The 18,250-nt window shown below is 53.6% G+C and carries 16 protein-coding genes; 11 read left to right on the top strand and 5 right to left on the bottom strand.

Annotated features, from left to right (window positions below):
• Positions 1-338: 338 nt before the first annotated feature.
• A complete protein-coding gene (ampG, locus tag ACXKZD_RS14775) occupies positions 339-1,829 on the bottom strand; it encodes a muropeptide MFS transporter AmpG (RefSeq protein WP_163851329.1) in 1,491 nt (496 codons plus the stop codon).
• A gap of 57 nt (positions 1,830-1,886) precedes the next feature.
• Positions 1,887-2,465, bottom strand: coding sequence for a lipoprotein (locus ACXKZD_RS14770; protein WP_010255406.1), 579 nt, complete (start codon positions 2,463-2,465; stop codon positions 1,887-1,889).
• A gap of 286 nt (positions 2,466-2,751) precedes the next feature.
• On the opposite strand from ACXKZD_RS14770, the gene bolA reads away from it, so the two are divergent.
• From bolA to ACXKZD_RS14725, 9 genes are all read left to right on the top strand, one after another.
• Positions 2,752-3,066 carry a transcriptional regulator BolA gene (gene bolA, locus ACXKZD_RS14765; RefSeq protein ID WP_008924895.1) on the top strand — a complete coding sequence of 105 codons (315 nt, stop codon included), beginning with the start codon at positions 2,752-2,754 and terminating at the stop codon, positions 3,064-3,066.
• 293 nt (positions 3,067-3,359) lie between these two features.
• Positions 3,360-4,664, top strand: coding sequence for a trigger factor (tig, locus tag ACXKZD_RS14760; protein ID WP_010255408.1), 1,305 nt, complete (start codon positions 3,360-3,362; stop codon positions 4,662-4,664).
• A gap of 336 nt (positions 4,665-5,000) precedes the next feature.
• Entirely contained in the window at positions 5,001-5,624 is a 624-nt protein-coding gene (gene clpP / locus ACXKZD_RS14755; RefSeq protein WP_010255410.1) for an ATP-dependent Clp endopeptidase proteolytic subunit ClpP, read from the top strand.
• Between the two features lie 134 nt (positions 5,625-5,758).
• Positions 5,759-7,030, top strand: coding sequence for an ATP-dependent protease ATP-binding subunit ClpX (gene clpX / locus ACXKZD_RS14750; RefSeq protein WP_010671205.1), 1,272 nt, complete (start codon positions 5,759-5,761; stop codon positions 7,028-7,030).
• A 186-nt stretch (positions 7,031-7,216) separates the two neighbouring features.
• The gene (gene lon, locus ACXKZD_RS14745; protein ID WP_010255415.1) at positions 7,217-9,571 is read left to right on the top strand and encodes an endopeptidase La; all 2,355 of its coding nucleotides are present in this window, start codon (positions 7,217-7,219) and stop codon (positions 9,569-9,571) included.
• Between the two features lie 214 nt (positions 9,572-9,785).
• On the top strand, positions 9,786-10,058 hold the full coding sequence (gene hupB / locus ACXKZD_RS14740; RefSeq protein WP_009091701.1) for a nucleoid-associated protein HU-beta: 273 nt from the start codon (positions 9,786-9,788) through the stop codon (positions 10,056-10,058).
• A 247-nt stretch (positions 10,059-10,305) separates the two neighbouring features.
• A complete protein-coding gene (gene ppiD / locus ACXKZD_RS14735; protein ID WP_010255421.1) occupies positions 10,306-12,174 on the top strand; it encodes a peptidylprolyl isomerase in 1,869 nt (622 codons plus the stop codon).
• Positions 12,175-12,314: 140 nt separating this feature from the next.
• Positions 12,315-12,668, top strand: coding sequence for a ComEA family DNA-binding protein (locus ACXKZD_RS14730; protein WP_010255849.1), 354 nt, complete (start codon positions 12,315-12,317; stop codon positions 12,666-12,668).
• Positions 12,669-12,768: 100 nt separating this feature from the next.
• Positions 12,769-13,167 (top strand): YbgC/FadM family acyl-CoA thioesterase, encoded by a 399-nt coding sequence (locus ACXKZD_RS14725; RefSeq protein WP_010671209.1) that lies wholly within the window; start codon positions 12,769-12,771, stop codon positions 13,165-13,167.
• Between the two features lie 50 nt (positions 13,168-13,217).
• On the opposite strand, the gene queC is transcribed toward ACXKZD_RS14725, so the two are convergent.
• Both queC and ACXKZD_RS14715 read right to left on the bottom strand, forming a co-directional pair.
• A complete protein-coding gene (gene queC, locus ACXKZD_RS14720; protein ID WP_031592184.1) occupies positions 13,218-13,913 on the bottom strand; it encodes a 7-cyano-7-deazaguanine synthase QueC in 696 nt (231 codons plus the stop codon).
• 41 nt (positions 13,914-13,954) lie between these two features.
• Entirely contained in the window at positions 13,955-15,673 is a 1,719-nt protein-coding gene (locus tag ACXKZD_RS14715) for an SgrR family transcriptional regulator (protein WP_488981700.1), read from the bottom strand.
• A gap of 92 nt (positions 15,674-15,765) precedes the next feature.
• Between ACXKZD_RS14715 and cof the strand changes: the two genes are divergently transcribed.
• Positions 15,766-16,587 (top strand): HMP-PP phosphatase, encoded by an 822-nt coding sequence (cof, locus tag ACXKZD_RS14710; RefSeq protein ID WP_033779652.1) that lies wholly within the window; start codon positions 15,766-15,768, stop codon positions 16,585-16,587.
• Positions 16,588-16,621: 34 nt separating this feature from the next.
• On the opposite strand, the gene ACXKZD_RS14705 is transcribed toward cof, so the two are convergent.
• Entirely contained in the window at positions 16,622-17,656 is a 1,035-nt protein-coding gene (locus tag ACXKZD_RS14705; protein ID WP_010255863.1) for a PLP-dependent cysteine synthase family protein, read from the bottom strand.
• Between the two features lie 117 nt (positions 17,657-17,773).
• Here ACXKZD_RS14705 and ACXKZD_RS14700 point away from each other — a divergent pair, with 117 nt between their 5' ends.
• Positions 17,774-18,235 (top strand): Lrp/AsnC family transcriptional regulator, encoded by a 462-nt coding sequence (locus ACXKZD_RS14700; protein ID WP_010671213.1) that lies wholly within the window; start codon positions 17,774-17,776, stop codon positions 18,233-18,235.
• Positions 18,236-18,250 lie beyond the last annotated feature (15 nt).

The following is an 18,250-nucleotide window of genomic DNA, read 5'->3' as shown; positions in this document are numbered from 1 at the left end:
TGACACCTTTTGCTAAGGGTGTCACAGATGTTGCGCCAGGTGACAAATAATTAACGCAGACAAGCAGTTGGCATCAATATAACAAAAACCAATGGAAGTAACCGTAAAAAAATCAGGGAAAGGAATAACCCTTACTTTTAACTCCCAAATATTTAACAAGTCTGCATCATTTGCGCGATGAAATTTAACTAAAGTAATTGCTCACCGGTTTTTAGTATTTCCGCTACGCCTCCTCAGGTCACATTGTTATTTTTAAAAAATAACACGCGATGATAAATGGCGGCGACTTATCGGGGTGTCATAAAATAAGCCGCAGCCCGTAAACCTATCGATTTCACTTAAGCATCTGATGCAGGCAACGCAGGGGTTCTCTTCAGGGCCCGATAGTCCAGCAACACTCCCGAAAGCACCGCCAGCAGGGAGAGTGTCATACCCAGCTCAAACAGCCGGGTAAGCAGCGGTGTCAGCGCCGTCACGCCCAACGCATTCAGTGCCAGAGCCACCAGCCAGAGCGCCAGCACGCCGCATCCGGCTGCAAACAGACGATTAGTCCAGCGATAGCCATGAGGATAGTAGCTACGTGTCAGAAAATTGCCACTTTGCTCGACCTGATTCAATGTTTGTCGGCAAAAAGCCAGCAGCACCAGGCCCGGCAGACCCGCCATCACCGTGAATGCATAAAAGGTCGGCCAGCCCCAGAGTTCCACCAGCCAGCCCGCCGCCGGGCCCACATAGACCCGACCCACCGCTGAGAGCGCCGACAACAGGGCGAACTGGGTAGCGGAGAACGACTTATTGCACAGCGTCATTAACAGCGCCACAAAGGCCGCGGTGCCCATGCCGCCACAGAGATTTTCAACAAAGACCGCGCTGGCCATGCTCCACAACTGTTTATCGGTCACCGCCAGCAGCCAGTAACCAAAGTTCGAGACAGCCTGCAGCAGACCGAAAATCATTAGCGCCCGGAACAGGCTCAGACGCTGCATCAGTACGCCGCCATAGAGCGCGCCGATAATGGTCGCCAGCAGACCCAGCGTCTTGTTGACCAGACCGACGTCACCGGCGTTGAAGCCCACGCCGCGAATCAAAAAAGTGGTGGTCAGCGAGGCGGCAAACGCATCGCCCAGCTTGTAAAGAATAATCAGGGTAATCAGCAGCCAGGCGTTGTTGCGCTGAAAGAAATCTTTTAGCGGATTGACCACCGCCTGACGCAGTGAATGGGGTGTGGAGATACGGGTATCTGGCTCGCTCGCCACCAGCGTGGCGATAATGCCCGGCACCATCATCAGCGCCATCAGCCAGTAGGTTGCCTGCCAGCCGAGGTAGCGGTCAGCCAGCCACAACGCCAGCCCGCCGGAAATCAGCATTGCCAGTCGATACCCCAGCACGGTAATCGCCGCACCGCTGCCACGCTCTTCAGGCGGCAGGATGTCCGTTTTCCATGCGTCAAAAACGATGTCCTGTGAGGCGGAGCAGAAGGCAATCAGCACGGCCAGCGCGGCCATCAGGGTAAGATCGCGTCCCGGTTGCAGAAATCCCATCGCGATTATCCCGCCAACCAGCGCCAGCTGACTGACCAGTAACCAGCCGCGACGCCGGCCCAGAAACGGCGGCGTATAGCGGTCCATCATCGGTGACCAGAGAAACTTAAAGACATAGGCCTGGCCGACCAGCGAAAAGAAGCCGATGGTTTTCAGGTCGACATTTTCCACCGTCATCCACGCCTGCAACGTGCCCGATGTCAGGGCCAGCGGCAGTCCGGAAGCAAAACCAAGAAGCAGCAATACGGCGGCGTTTTTCTGGCTGAAGAGGCGAAGATAGTGGTTCATGCGGATCCTGCAGATAACAAAAAGCCCTGCGCAAGGCAGGGCAGAGGAGAGACTGAATTAACGGGCGTTCTGCTTGATGAAGTCGTTGACGCTGGTGTCCTGAGCCATATCCGCGATCACATCGCTCATAGTGGCGTTCACCGCGTTGGTAATCTTCTGGTTATTGGCGTTGAACGCGCCTTCTACGCTGTAAGTCTGGCGGTAGTTTTTAACCTGTTTGTTGCCGTTTTTCGCTGTTGCGATAATAGAGATGTCCGCTTTGGTGGTGATGCTGTAGCGCACATTGCCCTGAGTGACGTCGGCATAGAGGTTGTTCACCACAATCTGCAGATCGACCGCGCCATTAGGACCAATCATATAGCCGCGTGCTGTCATCTGCTTCTCCAGCACTTCCTGCAGCAGGAAACGCAGGTCGCGCGATGACGTTAAGGTCACTAACTGACCATCACGATTTACTTTTGCCAGCGCCTGATCTTTACGCTGGTCGGCACCGTTGATGCTGACAGTCACGCCCATCAGGCCTGGGTCCTGCTGCGGTAACTGAATTTTAGGCTGGATAGTCAGGGTATTATTGCTGGTTGCACAGCCGGCTAAAATGAACGCAGCCAACAGTGGGAATAACAGTTTTTTCAACATACTTTTTCTCGTTGGTGTCAGGGGGTTGGTTTGCAAAAACTGCGGTTATCATAGCATTGCCCGGCAGTGAAAAAAGCCCTGTTGCCGGGGAAATTGTGTCTGAAACCGTTTTAAGCCTCTTCTCTGACAGGCCGGTTTGCTGTTCGTTTCAGCTGCGTTATTATGCGTGCCGGAAGCGGCCTGACATAAAATGCAATATTTAGCGTCGGCTGACGGGTAAGCGCACTAAAAGCGACTAAGATTGAATGAGATGGGGCACTGCGCTCGCCATTGAGGAGTAATAGCCATGATCCGCGAACAAATAGAAGAAAAGCTGCGTGTGGCGTTTCAGCCAGCTCATCTGGAAGTGCACGACGAAAGTTACCGGCACAATGTTCCTGCCGGATCGGAAAGTCACTTCAAAGTGGTCATCGTGAGCGACTGCTTTGCAGGCCAGCGCTTTCTGGCGCGTCATCGCCTGATTTATGGCGAACTGGCCGCTGAGTTAGCGGGCAGCGTACACGCCTTAGCCCTGCATACTTACACCCTGAAAGAGTGGGAAGGGTTGCAGGATACCGTACTGGCTTCGCCTAACTGTCGTGGTGCCGGAACACTCGCCTGATCTCCCTTCTCTGAAACGGCCTGCGGGCCGTTTTTTCTGTTATTTAGCGAAAAACGCGATCCCTGGCTCAAAAAAGCAGCAAACCTGCTGAAAAGTGGTGAGTTAGCATCCTCGACTCATTCCAGCGATGCCGCTATAATGCTGCGTCTATTTTTCCGGAATGTCTTCGGGACGCTTCTGGTAACAGGGATCAGGTTCTCTTCACGGAAGCCGTCCCGGTTGTTGGATACGGCGCATTTCACTATGTGTGGTGTCTGAAGTTGACCGAGCACGTGATTTTTTGAGGTAACAAGATGCAAGTTTCTGTAGAAACCACTCAGGGCCTGGGCCGTCGCATTACGATTACTGTCGCTGCTGACAGCATCGAAAGCGCTGTAAAAAAAGAACTGGTTGACGTTGCCAGGAAAGTTCGCATCGATGGTTTCCGTAAAGGCAAAGTGCCGATGAACATCGTGGCACAGCGTTACGGCGCTTCTGTCCGTCAGGACGTGCTGGGCGAGCTGATGACGCGCAACTTTGTTGACGCCATCATCAAAGAAAAAATTAATCCGGCTGGCGCACCGAACTACGTGCCAGGCGAATACAAAGAAGGTCAGGATTTCACCTACGCGGTTGAATTCGAAGTCTATCCGGAAGTTGAGCTGAAAGGCCTGGAAAACATCGAAGTCGAAAAACCTGTCGTTGAAGTAACTGATGCTGACGTTGATACCATGCTGGACACTCTGCGCAAGCAGCAGGCCAACTGGATCGAAAGCGACGCTGCAGCAGGTCCGGAAGATCGTGCCACTATCGATTTCAACGGTTCTGTGGACGGTGAAGAGTTCGAAGGCGGCAAAGCCTCTGATTTCGTTCTGGCCATGGGCCAGGGCCGCATGATCCCAGGCTTTGAAGAAGGCGTTGTGGGTCACAAAGCGGGCGAAACTTTCACTATCGACGTGAAATTCCCGGACGACTACCACGCAGAAAACCTGAAAGGGAAAGATGCGAAGTTCGAGATCGTGCTGAAGAAAGTTGAAACGCGCGAACTGCCAGAGCTGACTGAAGAGTTCATCAAACGTTTCGGCGTTGAAGATGGTTCAGTTGCCGGTCTGCGTACTGAAGTGCGTAAGAACATGGATCGCGAGCTGAAAGGCGCTATCCGTAATCGCATCAAAACTCAGGCAATCGACGGTCTGGTTGAAGCGAACGAAATCGACGTGCCAGCTGCGCTGGTTGACAGCGAAATCGACGTTCTGCGTCGTCAGGCTGCACAGCGTTTCGGTGGCAACGAACAGCAGGCGCTGGAACTGCCACGCGAACTGTTCGAAGAGCAGGCTAAACGCCGTGTGGTTGTCGGTCTGCTGCTGGGCGAAGTGATTCGTACCCACGAGCTGAAAGCTGACGAAGCGCGCGTAAGCACCATGATCGAAGAGATGGCTTCTGCGTATGAAGATCCGCAGGAAGTGATCGAGTTCTACAGCAAGAATAACGAGCTGATGAACAATATGCGCAACGTTGCGCTGGAAGAGCAAGCGGTTGAAGCGGTCCTGGCGAAAGCTAAAGTGACCGAGAAAGAGACCAACTTCCAGGATCTGATGAATCAGACCGCTCAGGCCTGATCACGCATTTAACCGTCTGTGCTAAGCCCGTGACTGAAAAGTCGCGGGCTTTTTTGTGTTTTGCGTCCGGATAGCCACTCTTCGCCGCTATTTGTTTAATAAACAGGCGAATTATTCACGCATCGCTTTTTCCGGGTTAGCGAACAGGGAAAAGATTGTTATGCTTGAAACATGCGTGCAGCATCCCCAGATACAGGGAGTATGCAGAAATAAGAGTGAGGCTGGCTGATTAACCGTCCTGAAGGTGTCGGAAAAAGGCGCGGCGTGGAGTTTCCCGCGCGTCTTACGTAGAATCGGTACAGAATGTTGCCAATGAAATTTATCCAGGAGACGGTAATGTCATACAGTGGCGATCGTGAATATACAGCACCGCACAATGCGCTGGTGCCAATGGTGGTTGAACAAACTTCGCGTGGTGAGCGTTCTTACGACATCTACTCCCGTCTGCTTAAAGAGCGCGTCATTTTTCTGACTGGCCAGGTCGAAGACCACATGGCTAATCTGATTGTGGCGCAGATGCTGTTTCTGGAAGCTGAAAACCCGGAAAAAGATATCTATCTCTACATTAACTCGCCAGGCGGTGTCATCACGGCCGGTATGTCGATCTACGACACCATGAAATTTATCAAACCGGATGTCAGCACTATCTGTATGGGACAGGCCTGTTCTATGGGCGCTTTCCTGCTGACGGCGGGGACCAAAGGCAAACGTTTCTGTCTGCCAAACTCACGTGTGATGATCCACCAGCCGCTGGGCGGTTATCAGGGTCAGGCGTCAGACATCGAGATCCACGCGCGCGAAATCCTTAAAGTTAAGCAGCGTATGAATGAGCTGATGGCTGAGCACACCGGTAAAACGCTGGAAGAAATTGAGCGTGACACCGAGCGTGACCGTTTCCTCTCTGCAAATGAAGCGGTAGAGTATGGATTAGTCGATTCAATTCTGACGCATCGCCAATAAGACCCGACTTACCGTTGTCCCTGGTCTATAGTTAACAGGACAACGGTACTATTATGGGTTGAATGAATTTCGGCCGTCTCTGCACGGCCTGAGCCGTACGCGGGTATGGCCTGAGAACAAGAAGAGGTTAACTGATGACAGATAAGCGCAAAGACGGTTCAGGAAAGTTGCTGTACTGCTCTTTTTGCGGCAAAAGCCAGCATGAAGTGCGAAAGCTGATTGCCGGGCCGTCAGTGTATATCTGCGATGAGTGTGTTGACCTGTGCAACGACATCATTCGCGAAGAGATTAAGGAAGTTGCCCCGCATCGTGAACGTAGTGCGTTGCCAACCCCACATGAAATTCGCCATCACCTCGATGATTATGTCATCGGTCAGGAAAGAGCGAAGAAAGTGCTGGCGGTTGCGGTTTACAACCACTACAAGCGTCTGCGCAACGGCGATACCAGCAATGGTATCGAGCTGGGCAAAAGCAACATTCTGCTGATTGGCCCGACCGGTAGTGGTAAAACGCTGCTGGCAGAAACGCTGGCACGCCTGCTGGATGTGCCGTTTACCATGGCTGATGCCACCACGCTGACTGAAGCCGGTTACGTGGGTGAAGATGTTGAAAACATCATCCAGAAACTGCTGCAGAAATGCGACTACGACGTACAGAAAGCACAGCGCGGCATCGTTTACATCGATGAAATCGACAAAATCTCACGTAAGTCTGATAACCCGTCGATTACCCGTGACGTGTCAGGCGAAGGCGTACAGCAGGCACTGCTTAAACTGATTGAAGGCACCGTGGCTGCCGTTCCCCCGCAGGGTGGACGTAAGCATCCGCAGCAGGAATTTTTGCAGGTTGATACCTCTAAAATTCTGTTTATCTGCGGCGGCGCATTTGCCGGCCTGGACAAAGTGATTGCCCAGCGTGTTGAAACCGGATCCGGTATCGGCTTCGGCGCGACCGTGAAAGGGAAATCGCAGAAAGCCAGCGAAGGCGAACTGCTTGCGCAGTGTGAACCAGAAGATTTGATCAAATTTGGTCTGATCCCTGAGTTCATCGGTCGTCTGCCTGTTGTTGCGACCCTGAGCGAGCTGAGCGAAGAAGCGCTGATTCAGATTCTGCGTGAGCCGAAGAACGCCCTGACCAAACAGTACCAGGCGCTGTTTAACCTGGAAGGCGTTGAGCTGGAGTTCCGTGACGAGGCGTTAACCGCCATTGCTAAGAAAGCGATGTCACGTAAAACCGGTGCACGTGGTCTGCGTTCAATTGTAGAAGGCGCGTTACTGGAAACGATGTATGACCTGCCTTCCATGGACGACGTGGAAAAAGTAGTGATTGATGAATCAGTTATTGAAGGTCAGTCTGAGCCCATGTTGATCTACGGTAAGCATGAAGCCCAGGCATCTGGCGAATAATTAAACAGATCGTCCATCTTGTCGTAATAAAAAAGGGGAAAATGTTTCCCCTTTTGCTTTTCTCGCCTCTGTGACGTTGAATGTCGGACAATCATCCCCATATACTCAGATACCTGTGGGTTTAACTGCATACCTGCCTGATGCGGTTCCCATCACCTGGCGGACATTAAACAAAGAGAGAGCTCTATGAATCCTGAGCGTTCTGAACGCATTGAAATCCCCGTGTTGCCGCTGCGCGACGTGGTGGTTTATCCGCACATGGTAATTCCGTTGTTTGTTGGCCGGGAAAAATCAATTCGGTGCCTTGAAGCCGCAATGGATCATGATAAAAAAATCATGCTGGTCGCACAGAAAGAGGCTTCAACGGATGAACCTGGCATTAACGATCTCTTCTCAGTAGGGACCGTTGCATCAGTATTACAAATGCTGAAACTGCCGGATGGCACCGTCAAAGTCCTGGTCGAAGGTTTACAGCGCGCCCACATTACGACGCTGGCCGATAACGGTGACCATTTTGTGGCACAAGCTGAATATCTGGTTTCGCCAGAGATCGAAGAGCGCGAGCAGGAAGTGCTGGTGCGCACGGCGATCAATCAGTTTGAAGGCTACATCAAACTCAACAAAAAGATCCCACCCGAGGTTTTAACCTCGCTGAACAACATTGACGATGCGGCCCGCCTTGCCGACACCGTCGCAGCACATATGCCACTGAAGCTGGCAGACAAACAGTCTGTGCTGGAGATGTCCGACGTCAACGAACGTCTGGAATATCTGATGGCGATGATGGAATCTGAAATCGATCTGCTGCAGGTTGAGAAGCGCATTCGCAACCGTGTTAAGAAGCAGATGGAGAAGAGCCAGCGCGAGTACTATCTGAATGAGCAGATGAAGGCGATTCAGAAAGAGCTGGGCGAGATGGACGACGCGCCCGACGAGTACGAAGCGTTAAAACGCAAAATCGATGCGGCAAAAATGCCGGAAGAAGCGCGCGAGAAAGCGGAAGCTGAGCTGCAGAAGCTGAAGATGATGTCCCCGATGTCCGCTGAAGCAACCGTGGTTCGCGGCTATATCGACTGGATGGTGCAGGTTCCGTGGAACGCGCGCAGCAAAGTGAAGAAAGATCTGCGTAAAGCGCAGGAGACGCTGGATACCGACCATTACGGGCTGGAGCGCGTGAAGGATCGTATTCTTGAGTATCTTGCGGTTCAGAGTCGCGTCAGCAAAATCAAAGGGCCGATTCTGTGCCTGGTCGGACCGCCAGGGGTAGGTAAAACCTCTCTCGGTCAGTCGATCGCCAAAGCAACCGGACGCAAATATGTGCGTATGGCGCTGGGTGGCGTGCGTGATGAAGCTGAAATCCGCGGTCACCGTCGTACTTACATCGGCTCTATGCCGGGTAAATTAATCCAGAAAATGGCGAAAGTCGGGGTTAAAAACCCACTGTTCCTGCTGGATGAAATCGACAAAATGTCCTCTGACATGCGCGGCGATCCGGCTTCAGCGCTGCTGGAAGTGCTTGATCCTGAGCAGAACATTGCGTTCAACGACCACTATCTGGAAGTCGACTATGACCTTTCTGATGTGATGTTCGTTGCCACATCGAACTCAATGAACATCCCGGCACCGCTGCTGGACCGTATGGAAGTGATTCGTCTGTCGGGTTACACCGAAGATGAAAAACTGAACATCGCTAAGCAGCATCTGCTGACCAAGCAGATTGAGCGCAACGCCCTGAAAGCCAATGAAATTACGGTTGAAGACAGCGCGATTGTGGGCATTATCCGTTACTACACCCGTGAAGCCGGTGTGCGTAGCCTTGAGCGTGAGCTGTCGAAACTGTGCCGTAAAGCGGTTAAATCGCTGCTGATGGACAAGACGAAAAAGCACATCACTATCAATGGCGAAAACCTCAAGGATTTCCTGGGCGTTCAGCGCTTCGACTACGGTCGTGCGGACAGCGAAAACCGTGTGGGTCAGGTAACGGGTCTGGCATGGACCGAAGTGGGTGGCGATCTGCTGACCATCGAAACCGCCTGCGTACCAGGTAAAGGCAAGCTGACTTACACCGGTTCTCTGGGTGAAGTGATGCAGGAGTCGATTCAGGCTGCGCTGACCGTGGTGCGTGCCCGTGCCGAGAAGCTGGGCATCAATGGTGACTTTTACGAAAAACGTGATATTCACGTTCACGTACCTGAAGGCGCTACGCCAAAAGATGGTCCAAGTGCCGGTATCGCCATGTGTACTGCCCTGGTCTCCTGTCTGACCGGTAACCCGGTGCGGGCGGATGTGGCGATGACCGGTGAGATCACCCTGCGTGGTCAGGTGCTGCCGATTGGCGGGCTGAAAGAGAAACTGCTGGCAGCGCACCGTGGTGGCATTAAAACCGTGCTGATCCCTGACGACAACAAGCGCGACCTGGAAGAGATTCCACAGAACGTGATTGCCGATCTGGAGATTCATCCGGTGAAACGCATTGAAGAGGTGCTGAATCTGGCACTGGAAAATGCGCCATACGGTATGCAGGTTGTAACAGCAAAATAGTGATTAACGGCAAAAACCGTTAAAAAGCGGAGCTGGCAAGGCAATTGGCGCTTGCCAGCTTTTTTTTGTGCCGTTAATTTAGGTGGCTGCCGACGCGACGTTCTCAGAGAAATTCCGTTGTTTCGGCTCCACAGGCTTGATATAACTTGCTGCGCGTTCGCACCCTGCCGGATGCAGGGTACGATGTGAAATAATAAAAGAGGGGATGAAGAGAGTGAATAAGTCACAATTGATCGACAAAATTGCTGCCGATGCTGATATTTCTAAAGCTGCAGCGGGACGTGTTTTAGATGCATTTATGGGCTCAGTTTCAGATGCGCTGAAAGACGGTGATGAAGTGGCTCTGGTAGGTTTCGGCACATTCTCTGTGCGTGACCGCGCTGCACGTACCGGCCGCAACCCGCAAACCGGTAAAGAGATCACCATCCCGGCCGGTAAAGTACCAGGCTTCCGTGCTGGTAAAGCATTGAAAGACGCTGTCAATTAATAACAACGAATAGATTCATTGACGCATTTTCTTCAGTGGATTAGAGGACGATTAACCCGTTCTCATGTAACATACGGGCACATCAATCAGATGTGCCTTTTTTGTTTTAACCGGTGAGAATCGGGCCGTAAGATGGACCTGGACCGGATTGAGACTGCCAGCTAAGCCAGCAGTTGCGTGAGTCGCCAGCCAATGGCGAATTGCGACCGAGCTTTACATTCACACTACAGCGGAGTGTTGCCATACCATGATGGACAATTTACGCGCGGCGTCGAACCATGTCGTGCTCAAGATTATTTTGGGGCTGATTATCCTCTCCTTTGTGCTGACGGGCGTTGGCAACTATCTGATTGGCGGCAATAACGACTATGCGGCCAAAGTTAACGGCCAGGAGATTAGCCGGGGACAGCTGGAGCAGGCGTTCAACAGCGAGCGCAGTCGTCAGCAGCAGATGCTGGGCGATCAGTTCTCACAGCTGGCCAGCAACGATGGCTACATGCAGCAGATTCGCCAGCAGGCGCTGTCGCAGCTAATCGATCAGGCGCTGCTTGATAGCTACATCAAAGATCTCCACCTCAGCATCAGCGACGATCAGGTGAAGCAGGCGATCTTCAATCAGCAGGCTTTTCAGACCAACGGTAAATTCGACAATGCCAAATATCTGAGTCTGATCAGCAATATGGGCTTCAGCGCCGACCAGTATGCCGAAGCGCTGCGTAAGCAGCTCTCCAATCAACAGCTAATCAATGCCGTGGCTAACACCGACTTCACGCTGAAAGGCGAAGCCAGCAAACTGGTGGACCTGGTTTCACAGCAGCGTGAGATTCGTCAGGCGACGCTGGACGTCAATGCACTGGCGGCGAAGCAGGCCGTTACTGACGACGAAATCAGTCAGTATTATCAGCAGCATAAAACCAGCTTTATGGCACCAGAGCAGTTCCGTGTCAGCTACCTCCTGATGGATGCGGCCAGCATGCAGCAGGATGCCAGCGAGGCCGATATTCAGGCCTGGTACGACCAGCATAAAGCGGACTATTCGCAGCCACAGCGTACGCGCTACAGCGTCATTCAGACCAAAACTGAAGCCGATGCCAATGCGGTCCTGGCGCAGCTGAAAGCGGGTGCCAGCTTCGCTGACGTGGCAAAAGCCAAATCCATTGACCCGATCTCGGCGCGTAAGGGCGGCGATATGGGCTGGCTGGAACCCTCTACGACGCCGGATGAGCTGAAAAATGCCGGTCTGACTGAGAAAGGCCAGATGTCAGGCGTGATCAAATCTTCAGTGGGCTTCCTGGTGGTTCGTCTTGACGATATTCAGCCAGAGCAGGTTAAGCCACTGGATGAAGTGCGCAGCGCCATTGCAGCGAAAGTGAAGCAGGAGAAGGGCGTTGATGCCTTCTACAAAGTGCAACAGAAAGTCAGCGAAGCGGCCAGCAATGACAATGAGTCACTGGCGGGTGCAGAGCAGGCTTCTGGTCTGAAAGCGAAAGAGACTGGCTGGTTCAGTCAGGATACGCTGCCAGATGAGCTTAACTTTGATGCGGTGAAGCAGGCGATCTTTAATGGCGGTCTGGTCGGGCAAAACGGCGCGCCGGGCAACAACTCCGATATCATCACTGTCGATGGCGACCGTGCCTTTGTGCTGCGTATCAGTGAGCATAAACCGGAAGCGGTAAAACCGCTTGAGCAGGTTAAGGCGCAGATCACTGACACGCTTAAGCATGATAAAGCGACGCAGCAGGCGAAAGCTCAGGCCGATAAGCTGCTGGCCGATCTCAAAGCCGGTAAGCAGGATGCGCTGACTGCCGCAGGTCTGACGCTGAGCGCCAGCAAGACCGTTGATCGCAATGCGCAGGATCCGGTGGCACAGACTGCCTTTAACCTGCCTCAGCCTGCGGAAAATAAACCTTCCTGGGGTGTCAGCGAAGATATGCAGGGCAATGTGGTACTGGTGGCGGTTGATAAAGTTAAAACCGGCAGCATGCCGCAGGCGCAGATTGACGAAATGGTCAAAGGCGTTACGCAGAATAATGCGCAGCTGGCGTTTGAAGCGTTACTGCAAAACCTGCGTAAAGAGGCCAAAATTAAGTACGGCGCTGCCGCACAAATGCAGTAAGCCTCGCAGAAACTGCGCAACGACTGTAACAATCAAAGGCCGCATTCGCGGCCTTTTCCATTTCTGAAATCCCGCTTTTGAGCCTTGCGTGCAGTAGTGCCACTCTGTCGCTGCTGTTTACACACAAGGAGAAACACAGCATGGCTAAACCTAAACTCGTTGCCTTTTATCTTTCACTCGCGCTGGGCGGCGCACTCTGTCACAGCAGCGTCTCTGCGGCACCTGAACCTGTCAGCGCAGCCGTCACGCAGAGCTCACATCCTGCGTCGAAGCCGGAAGCCGCCGCGCAGCCACAGCAGGAGCAGGTCAGCATCAATGAAGCAACAGCCGAACAGCTCTCTGCCGTTATGAATGGGGTGGGGCTGAAAAAGGCGCAGGCAATTGTGAGCTATCGCGAACAGTACGGACCGTTTAGCGCAATTCAGCAACTCAGTGAAGTGCCGGGCATCGGCAATGCGTTGATAGAGCGAAATGCGGCCCGGCTGAAATTGTGAAGCAGTACACATCTGTGATGCTTAACCCACGATAGACAGGCGACTCTGCTAAAGTGAACAGGTCCAACCAGTTAATTCACAGCAGCAGGAGAGCATGATCATGCAGACCACCATAAAAGTGCGCGGCTATCATCTGGATGTCTATCAGCACGTCAATAATGCGCGCTATCTTGAGTTTCTGGAGGAGGCGCGCTGGGAATGGCTGGAAGAGGTGGAAGCATTCCACTGGTTGCAGGAACAGAAACTGGCTTTTGTGGTGGTAAACATCAACATCAACTACCGTCGCCCGGCCGTGCTGGGCGACGTACTGACTATCGACAGTGAGATCACGCAGTTGAATGGCAAAAGCGGCATTATTGCGCAGCGGGTTTTGCTGGCAGGGCAGGAGACCGTGGTGGCGGATGCCGCACTCACTTTTGTCTGTATTGATTTACGGACTCAGAAGGCGGTTGCGCTGGAAGGGGAGTTGCGCGAGCGACTGATGCGTCTGATGGCATGAGTCGATAAAAAGGCGGCAACCCGGATTCTCTGCCGCCACCTCAGACACTCTTAGTTAAGACCGCTTTTTGCTTTCATTGCCGCCATTACGCCAGCACGATCGTTGAGATAACCCTGCAGGCCATTGGCCCGTAAATGACAGGCTGCACACTCACCACATCCATCACCTTTCACGCCGTTATAGCAGGTCAGCGTCTGCTCGCGTACCAGCGCAAGCTGCTGCCAGTAATCCGCCAGCGCCCAGGTTTCCGCTTTATTGAGCCACATCAGCGGCGTCTCAAAACGAACATCGCGCGCCATGCCAAGCGACACCGCATGGTTCAGCGCTTTGACAAACTCATCGCGACAATCGGGATAGCCGGAGAAATCGGTCTCACAGACGCCAGTGATCACCGCTTCCGCTTCGACCTGATAAGCGTAAACCGAGGCCAGCGTCAGAAAGAGAATATTGCGTCCCGGCACAAACGTACTGGGTAATCCACTGGCCTCGGGATTATAAGCCGGCACCGGAATGTTATCCCGCGTCAGGCTGCTGACGGCGAGTTCGTTCAGCATGGTGACATCCAGCACTTTATGCGCGCGCGCGCCCAATTTAATCGCCAGGTCGCGGGCCACATCGATCTCTTCCCGATGGCGTTGTCCATAGTCGAAAGTGACGCAATGAACGTCATCATATTGTTCTAAGGCCTGAATCAGGCAGGTAGTGGAGTCTTGTCCACCGCTGAAAACTACAACAGCGCGTTTCATGGTGTTTTCCTGATAATTAATTTTGCGCTTATGGTAATGCCTCAGTCCGCCGCTGAACAGCTGCATGGCAGATCAATGGGCGGCGGGATCCATGCGCGGCTGAAATCGAACCAGCCCAGCGTATTCAGTTCAATCCCTTCAACGCCCGGCGGCGCGTAAATTTGATAGCGATAATTGAACAGTGGCAGCAGGATGCCGCCCGTCATCAGCTGATGATAAAGCTGATGCAGCGAGCGGGCACGGGTTTCGTCGTCAGCAATTTGCTGGATAGCCAGCAGTTGCGCCTGAATCTCTTCGCCCTGCAGTGTGGGCCACAGCGGCCGCCATAGCGGGTCAGTCTGCAACCAGCTGGCCAGCGTAAAGACCGGCGCATCACCAATCAGTCTGTCGCCCATCACGATATCTGCCTCATCAAGCGGGTCGATGCCGTGCCAGTTTTTTACCGGATGAAAAACTACCTTCAGGGTGCAGCCGTGCTGTTTTAACAGTGCAACCAGCGCCTGTGACATCTGGTGTAGCTCAACCGGCAACTGATAATGCAGCGTCAGGGTAGACGGTAAGGGAACCGTGACAGCATCAATCAGCGGCACACTCCAGCCAGGTAATAGCTCTTTACTGGGAGTGATGAGTCCCTCATCCAGAGGCAACCGGCTGACAATGCCGCTTTGCTGGATCAGCTGGAAAAGCGTGCGCGCCTGATCAGCGGTAAATCCGGCTCGCGGTCGGCAGACCAGATAACAGAAGCCGAGGCTGATACTGCTGCTGACCGGTTGCAGCGTCCTGAGCTCTGTGGCATCGCCTATCGCAATCTGCACCGGATGACGACAGCTGCTGCCGAGAGCGGGATCAAACAGCTGAGGGGTAATCCAGTACTCTACTGCCTGCAGCAGAGGGCGCTGCAGATGCCAGCGCGCGTGACTTTCAATCCTGACCAGCTCGGTGCTGAAGTGCCTGAGTTTCCACGGCCCGCTGCCCGTGGCGAGATCGATGGGATGGGGCAGCAGGCACAACAAGTGGGCGAGCCGATGGGGCAGCCAGAAATCAGGGCGTCGCAGTACGAAACGCACCGCAAGCGGATGGGGCGCATCCACGCTGACCACATCGGCCAGTAACATACTGACGCGCCTATCCCGCAACAGCTGGTGGAACTGCGCCACCAGTTGTGCGGCCTGCACAGGTTCGTCGTTGTGCCACATCAGCTGAGGCCGTAACCAGAATAACCAGCCAGATGACGCCTCGTCATGTTGCCAGTGATGCGCCAGATCGCCGACCGGCTCATCCTGCTCAAAGCGAGTCAGACCGGAATAGATCTGGCGAGCCAGGTGCTGCTCGGCCCGACCGGTAATCTGGCGCGGCTCTGTGCTCTCCATCGGACGATAGTAGGGGATGCGCAGAACCGGCGTATCGTTCTGCCACTGTCCACCCATTAATGGCCGCAGCATATTGATCAGCCTTTCCGGCGGCAGATCCAGCAGCTGCAAGGCCTCAGCGGCGTCTCCGGCGTCGAGCTGTTGTTGCAGCAACTGCTGCCGTAATTGTTCAGGTGAGCGCAGAAACACTATCTGTCCCTGTTTGCCACGGCCAGGCTCGCCGCGCCAGCTGAGCCAGCCTGCATGCTGCCACTGTGACAGCAACGTGCGCAGATGACGCTCGCTGCAGATACAGTGGCGGGCCATCTCCGCCACGCAGGTTTGCTGTGGGGCGCCCTGACTCTGCTGCCACAGACGCTGGAACTGATTAAGACGGTTAAGCTGGCGCATGTTAAACCCGGAACAGTTTTTTAAAAGTATTCACTATTAGTTCCGCAATTAACAGGCAATAGTGGAGTTCATCTTTCAGCAGGAGGTAAATCATGGTGCGTTTAGCCGCGTTCGATATGGATGGCACATTATTGCTGCCGGATCATCAACTGGGTCAGCAGACGCTGGATAGCCTGCAGGCGTTGCATCTGCGTGGCGTTAATCTGGCGCTAGCGACGGGCCGCCATCTGCTGGAGATGCAGATCTTACGGGAAAAAATGACACTGCCCGCGTGGCTGATTACCGGTAATGGTACCCGTGTACACGACAGGCAGGGCAATCTGATCTTTGCGCGTGATCTGCCCTCTTCGGTCGCCGAAGAGGTGATCCACCGCCGCTGGGATACGCACGCCACCCTGCATGTTTTCAACGATCAGGGGTGGTTTACCGATCACCCACAGCCTGAACTGCTGGTGGCCCATCAGATCAGCGGATTTGGCTATCAGCTGTGCGATCTTAAAAGATTGCCCGCGCATCAGGTGACAAAAATCTGCTTTATCGATCAGCATCAGCGCCTCTGTCAGCTAAAAACAGAGCTGGATGCCGCACTGGGCGAGCAGGCTAACATCTGCTTCTCTGCCGTGGATTGTCTGGAGGTGTTACCCGCCAGCTGCAATAAAGGCAGCGCGCTGGCACTGTTATGTGACCATCTGTCGCTGACCATGGCGGAGTGTATGGCGTTTGGTGATGCGATGAACGATCGCGAGATGCTGGCGCAGGCCGGACAGGGTTTCATCATGGGCAATGCGATGGCGCAGCTGAAAGCCGCGCTACCGCATCTGCCGGTATTAGGGCATTGCGAGACACAGGCGGTGTCTCACTATTTAAATCACTGGCTGGCAACACCCGACCTCGCGTATTCCCCCGAATGCTGAGGATTGCCGTGAACCGGACAGGATGTCCGGTTTTTTATTCCAGCTCGCGCTGCCATGGCGTGATATCGCCAATATGTTTTGCCACCCACTCAGGCTGATAGTAGCTATCGGGATAACGTTCGCCGCTGTCGCACAGCAGTGTCACCAGAGCTCCCTGCTGATTCGCTGCCCGTAGGCGTTTTGCCACCTGCATCATGCCCCAGAAATTGGTGCCGGTAGAGGCGCCAGGCTTGCGTCCCAGAATCTTTTCCAGTTTCAGCATGGCGGCCAGCGTTGCACCATCCGGCACTTTGATCATTTCGTCGATCACGTCTGGCATAAACGACGGCTCCACTCGCGGACGGCCAATTCCTTCGATCATGCTGCCGCGCGCGCTGGTCAGGGTGGCATCACGCTGCTGCCAGTAATCAAAAAACACCGAATGCTGCGGATCAACCACCAGTAGTTTGGTTTCCAGTCCCTGATAACGGATATAGCGGCCCAGCGTGGCTGAGGTGCCGCCCGTGCCCGCACTCATGATTATCGTATGGGGAATCGGATAAGGTTCATGCTCCATCTGACGGAAAATGCTCTCTGCAATATTGTTATTGCCGCGCCAGTCGGTGGCACGTTCAGCATAGGTAAACTGATCCATAAAATGGCCATTGAGCTCCCGTGCCAGCCGTTCAGATTCAGCATAGAGCTGGCAGGGATCTTCAACAAAATGGCACTGTCCGCCATAAAAAGTGATCTGCTCGATTTTACGCTTCGCCGTGCTCGCCGGCATCACCGCAATAAAGGGCAGACCCAGCAGCCTTGCGAAGTACGCCTCAGAAACGGCAGTGCTGCCTGACGAGGCTTCGATAATCGGCGTATCCTGTTTAATCCAGCCGTTGGAGAGGCCGTAGAGGAACAGGGATCGTGCCAGCCGGTGTTTAAGACTGCCACTGGGATGGGTACTTTCATCTTTCAGATAGAACCAGATACCGGGAAAGTCCGCCAGATCGAAACGGATCAAATGGGTCTCAGCCGATCGTTGAAAATCAGCGTTAATTTCGTTGATAGCGTGGCGAATCCAGCAGGTGTGCATCTCAGGTGTCCGGTAAAAAAGTGATGCGGCTATTTTATGGCACGTGCAGGAAAAAGAGATTGCACAATTACCGCTAAAATGGCGGTAATGGAGAAAATGATTCTCCCGGAGCCGCGAATGTTAGATAAAACTGACCTTAAATTGCTCTCACTGCTGCAGCATGACTGCACGCTGTCGCTGCAGGCGCTGGCGGATGCCGTCAACCTCACCACCACACCCTGCTGGAAGCGCCTGAAAAAGCTTGAAGATGATGGCATTATTCGCGCACGGGTGGCGCTGCTGGATGGAGATAAAATCGGACTGTCACTGACGGCGTTTATGTTTGTTAAAACGCAGCAGCACAGCCGCGACTGGTATCAGGCATTTGTCTCGGTGGTGAGCAGCATGCCGGAGGTAATGGCCTTTTACCGTATGGCAGGCGAGTATGATTACCTGCTGCGCATTCAGGTGGCCGACATGAAAAGCTATGATGCTTTCTACAAGCGATTAGTGAATGGGGTGCCTGGCCTGATTGATGTGACATCCAGCTTCGCCATGGAAGAGATTAAATACACCACGGCTTTACCTGTTGCCCCCTGAGGGCCTGAGATTGAG

Source organism: Pantoea sp. ABR1s (assembly GCF_057812235.1).
This window is presented reverse-complemented; position numbering and strand designations above follow the sequence as displayed.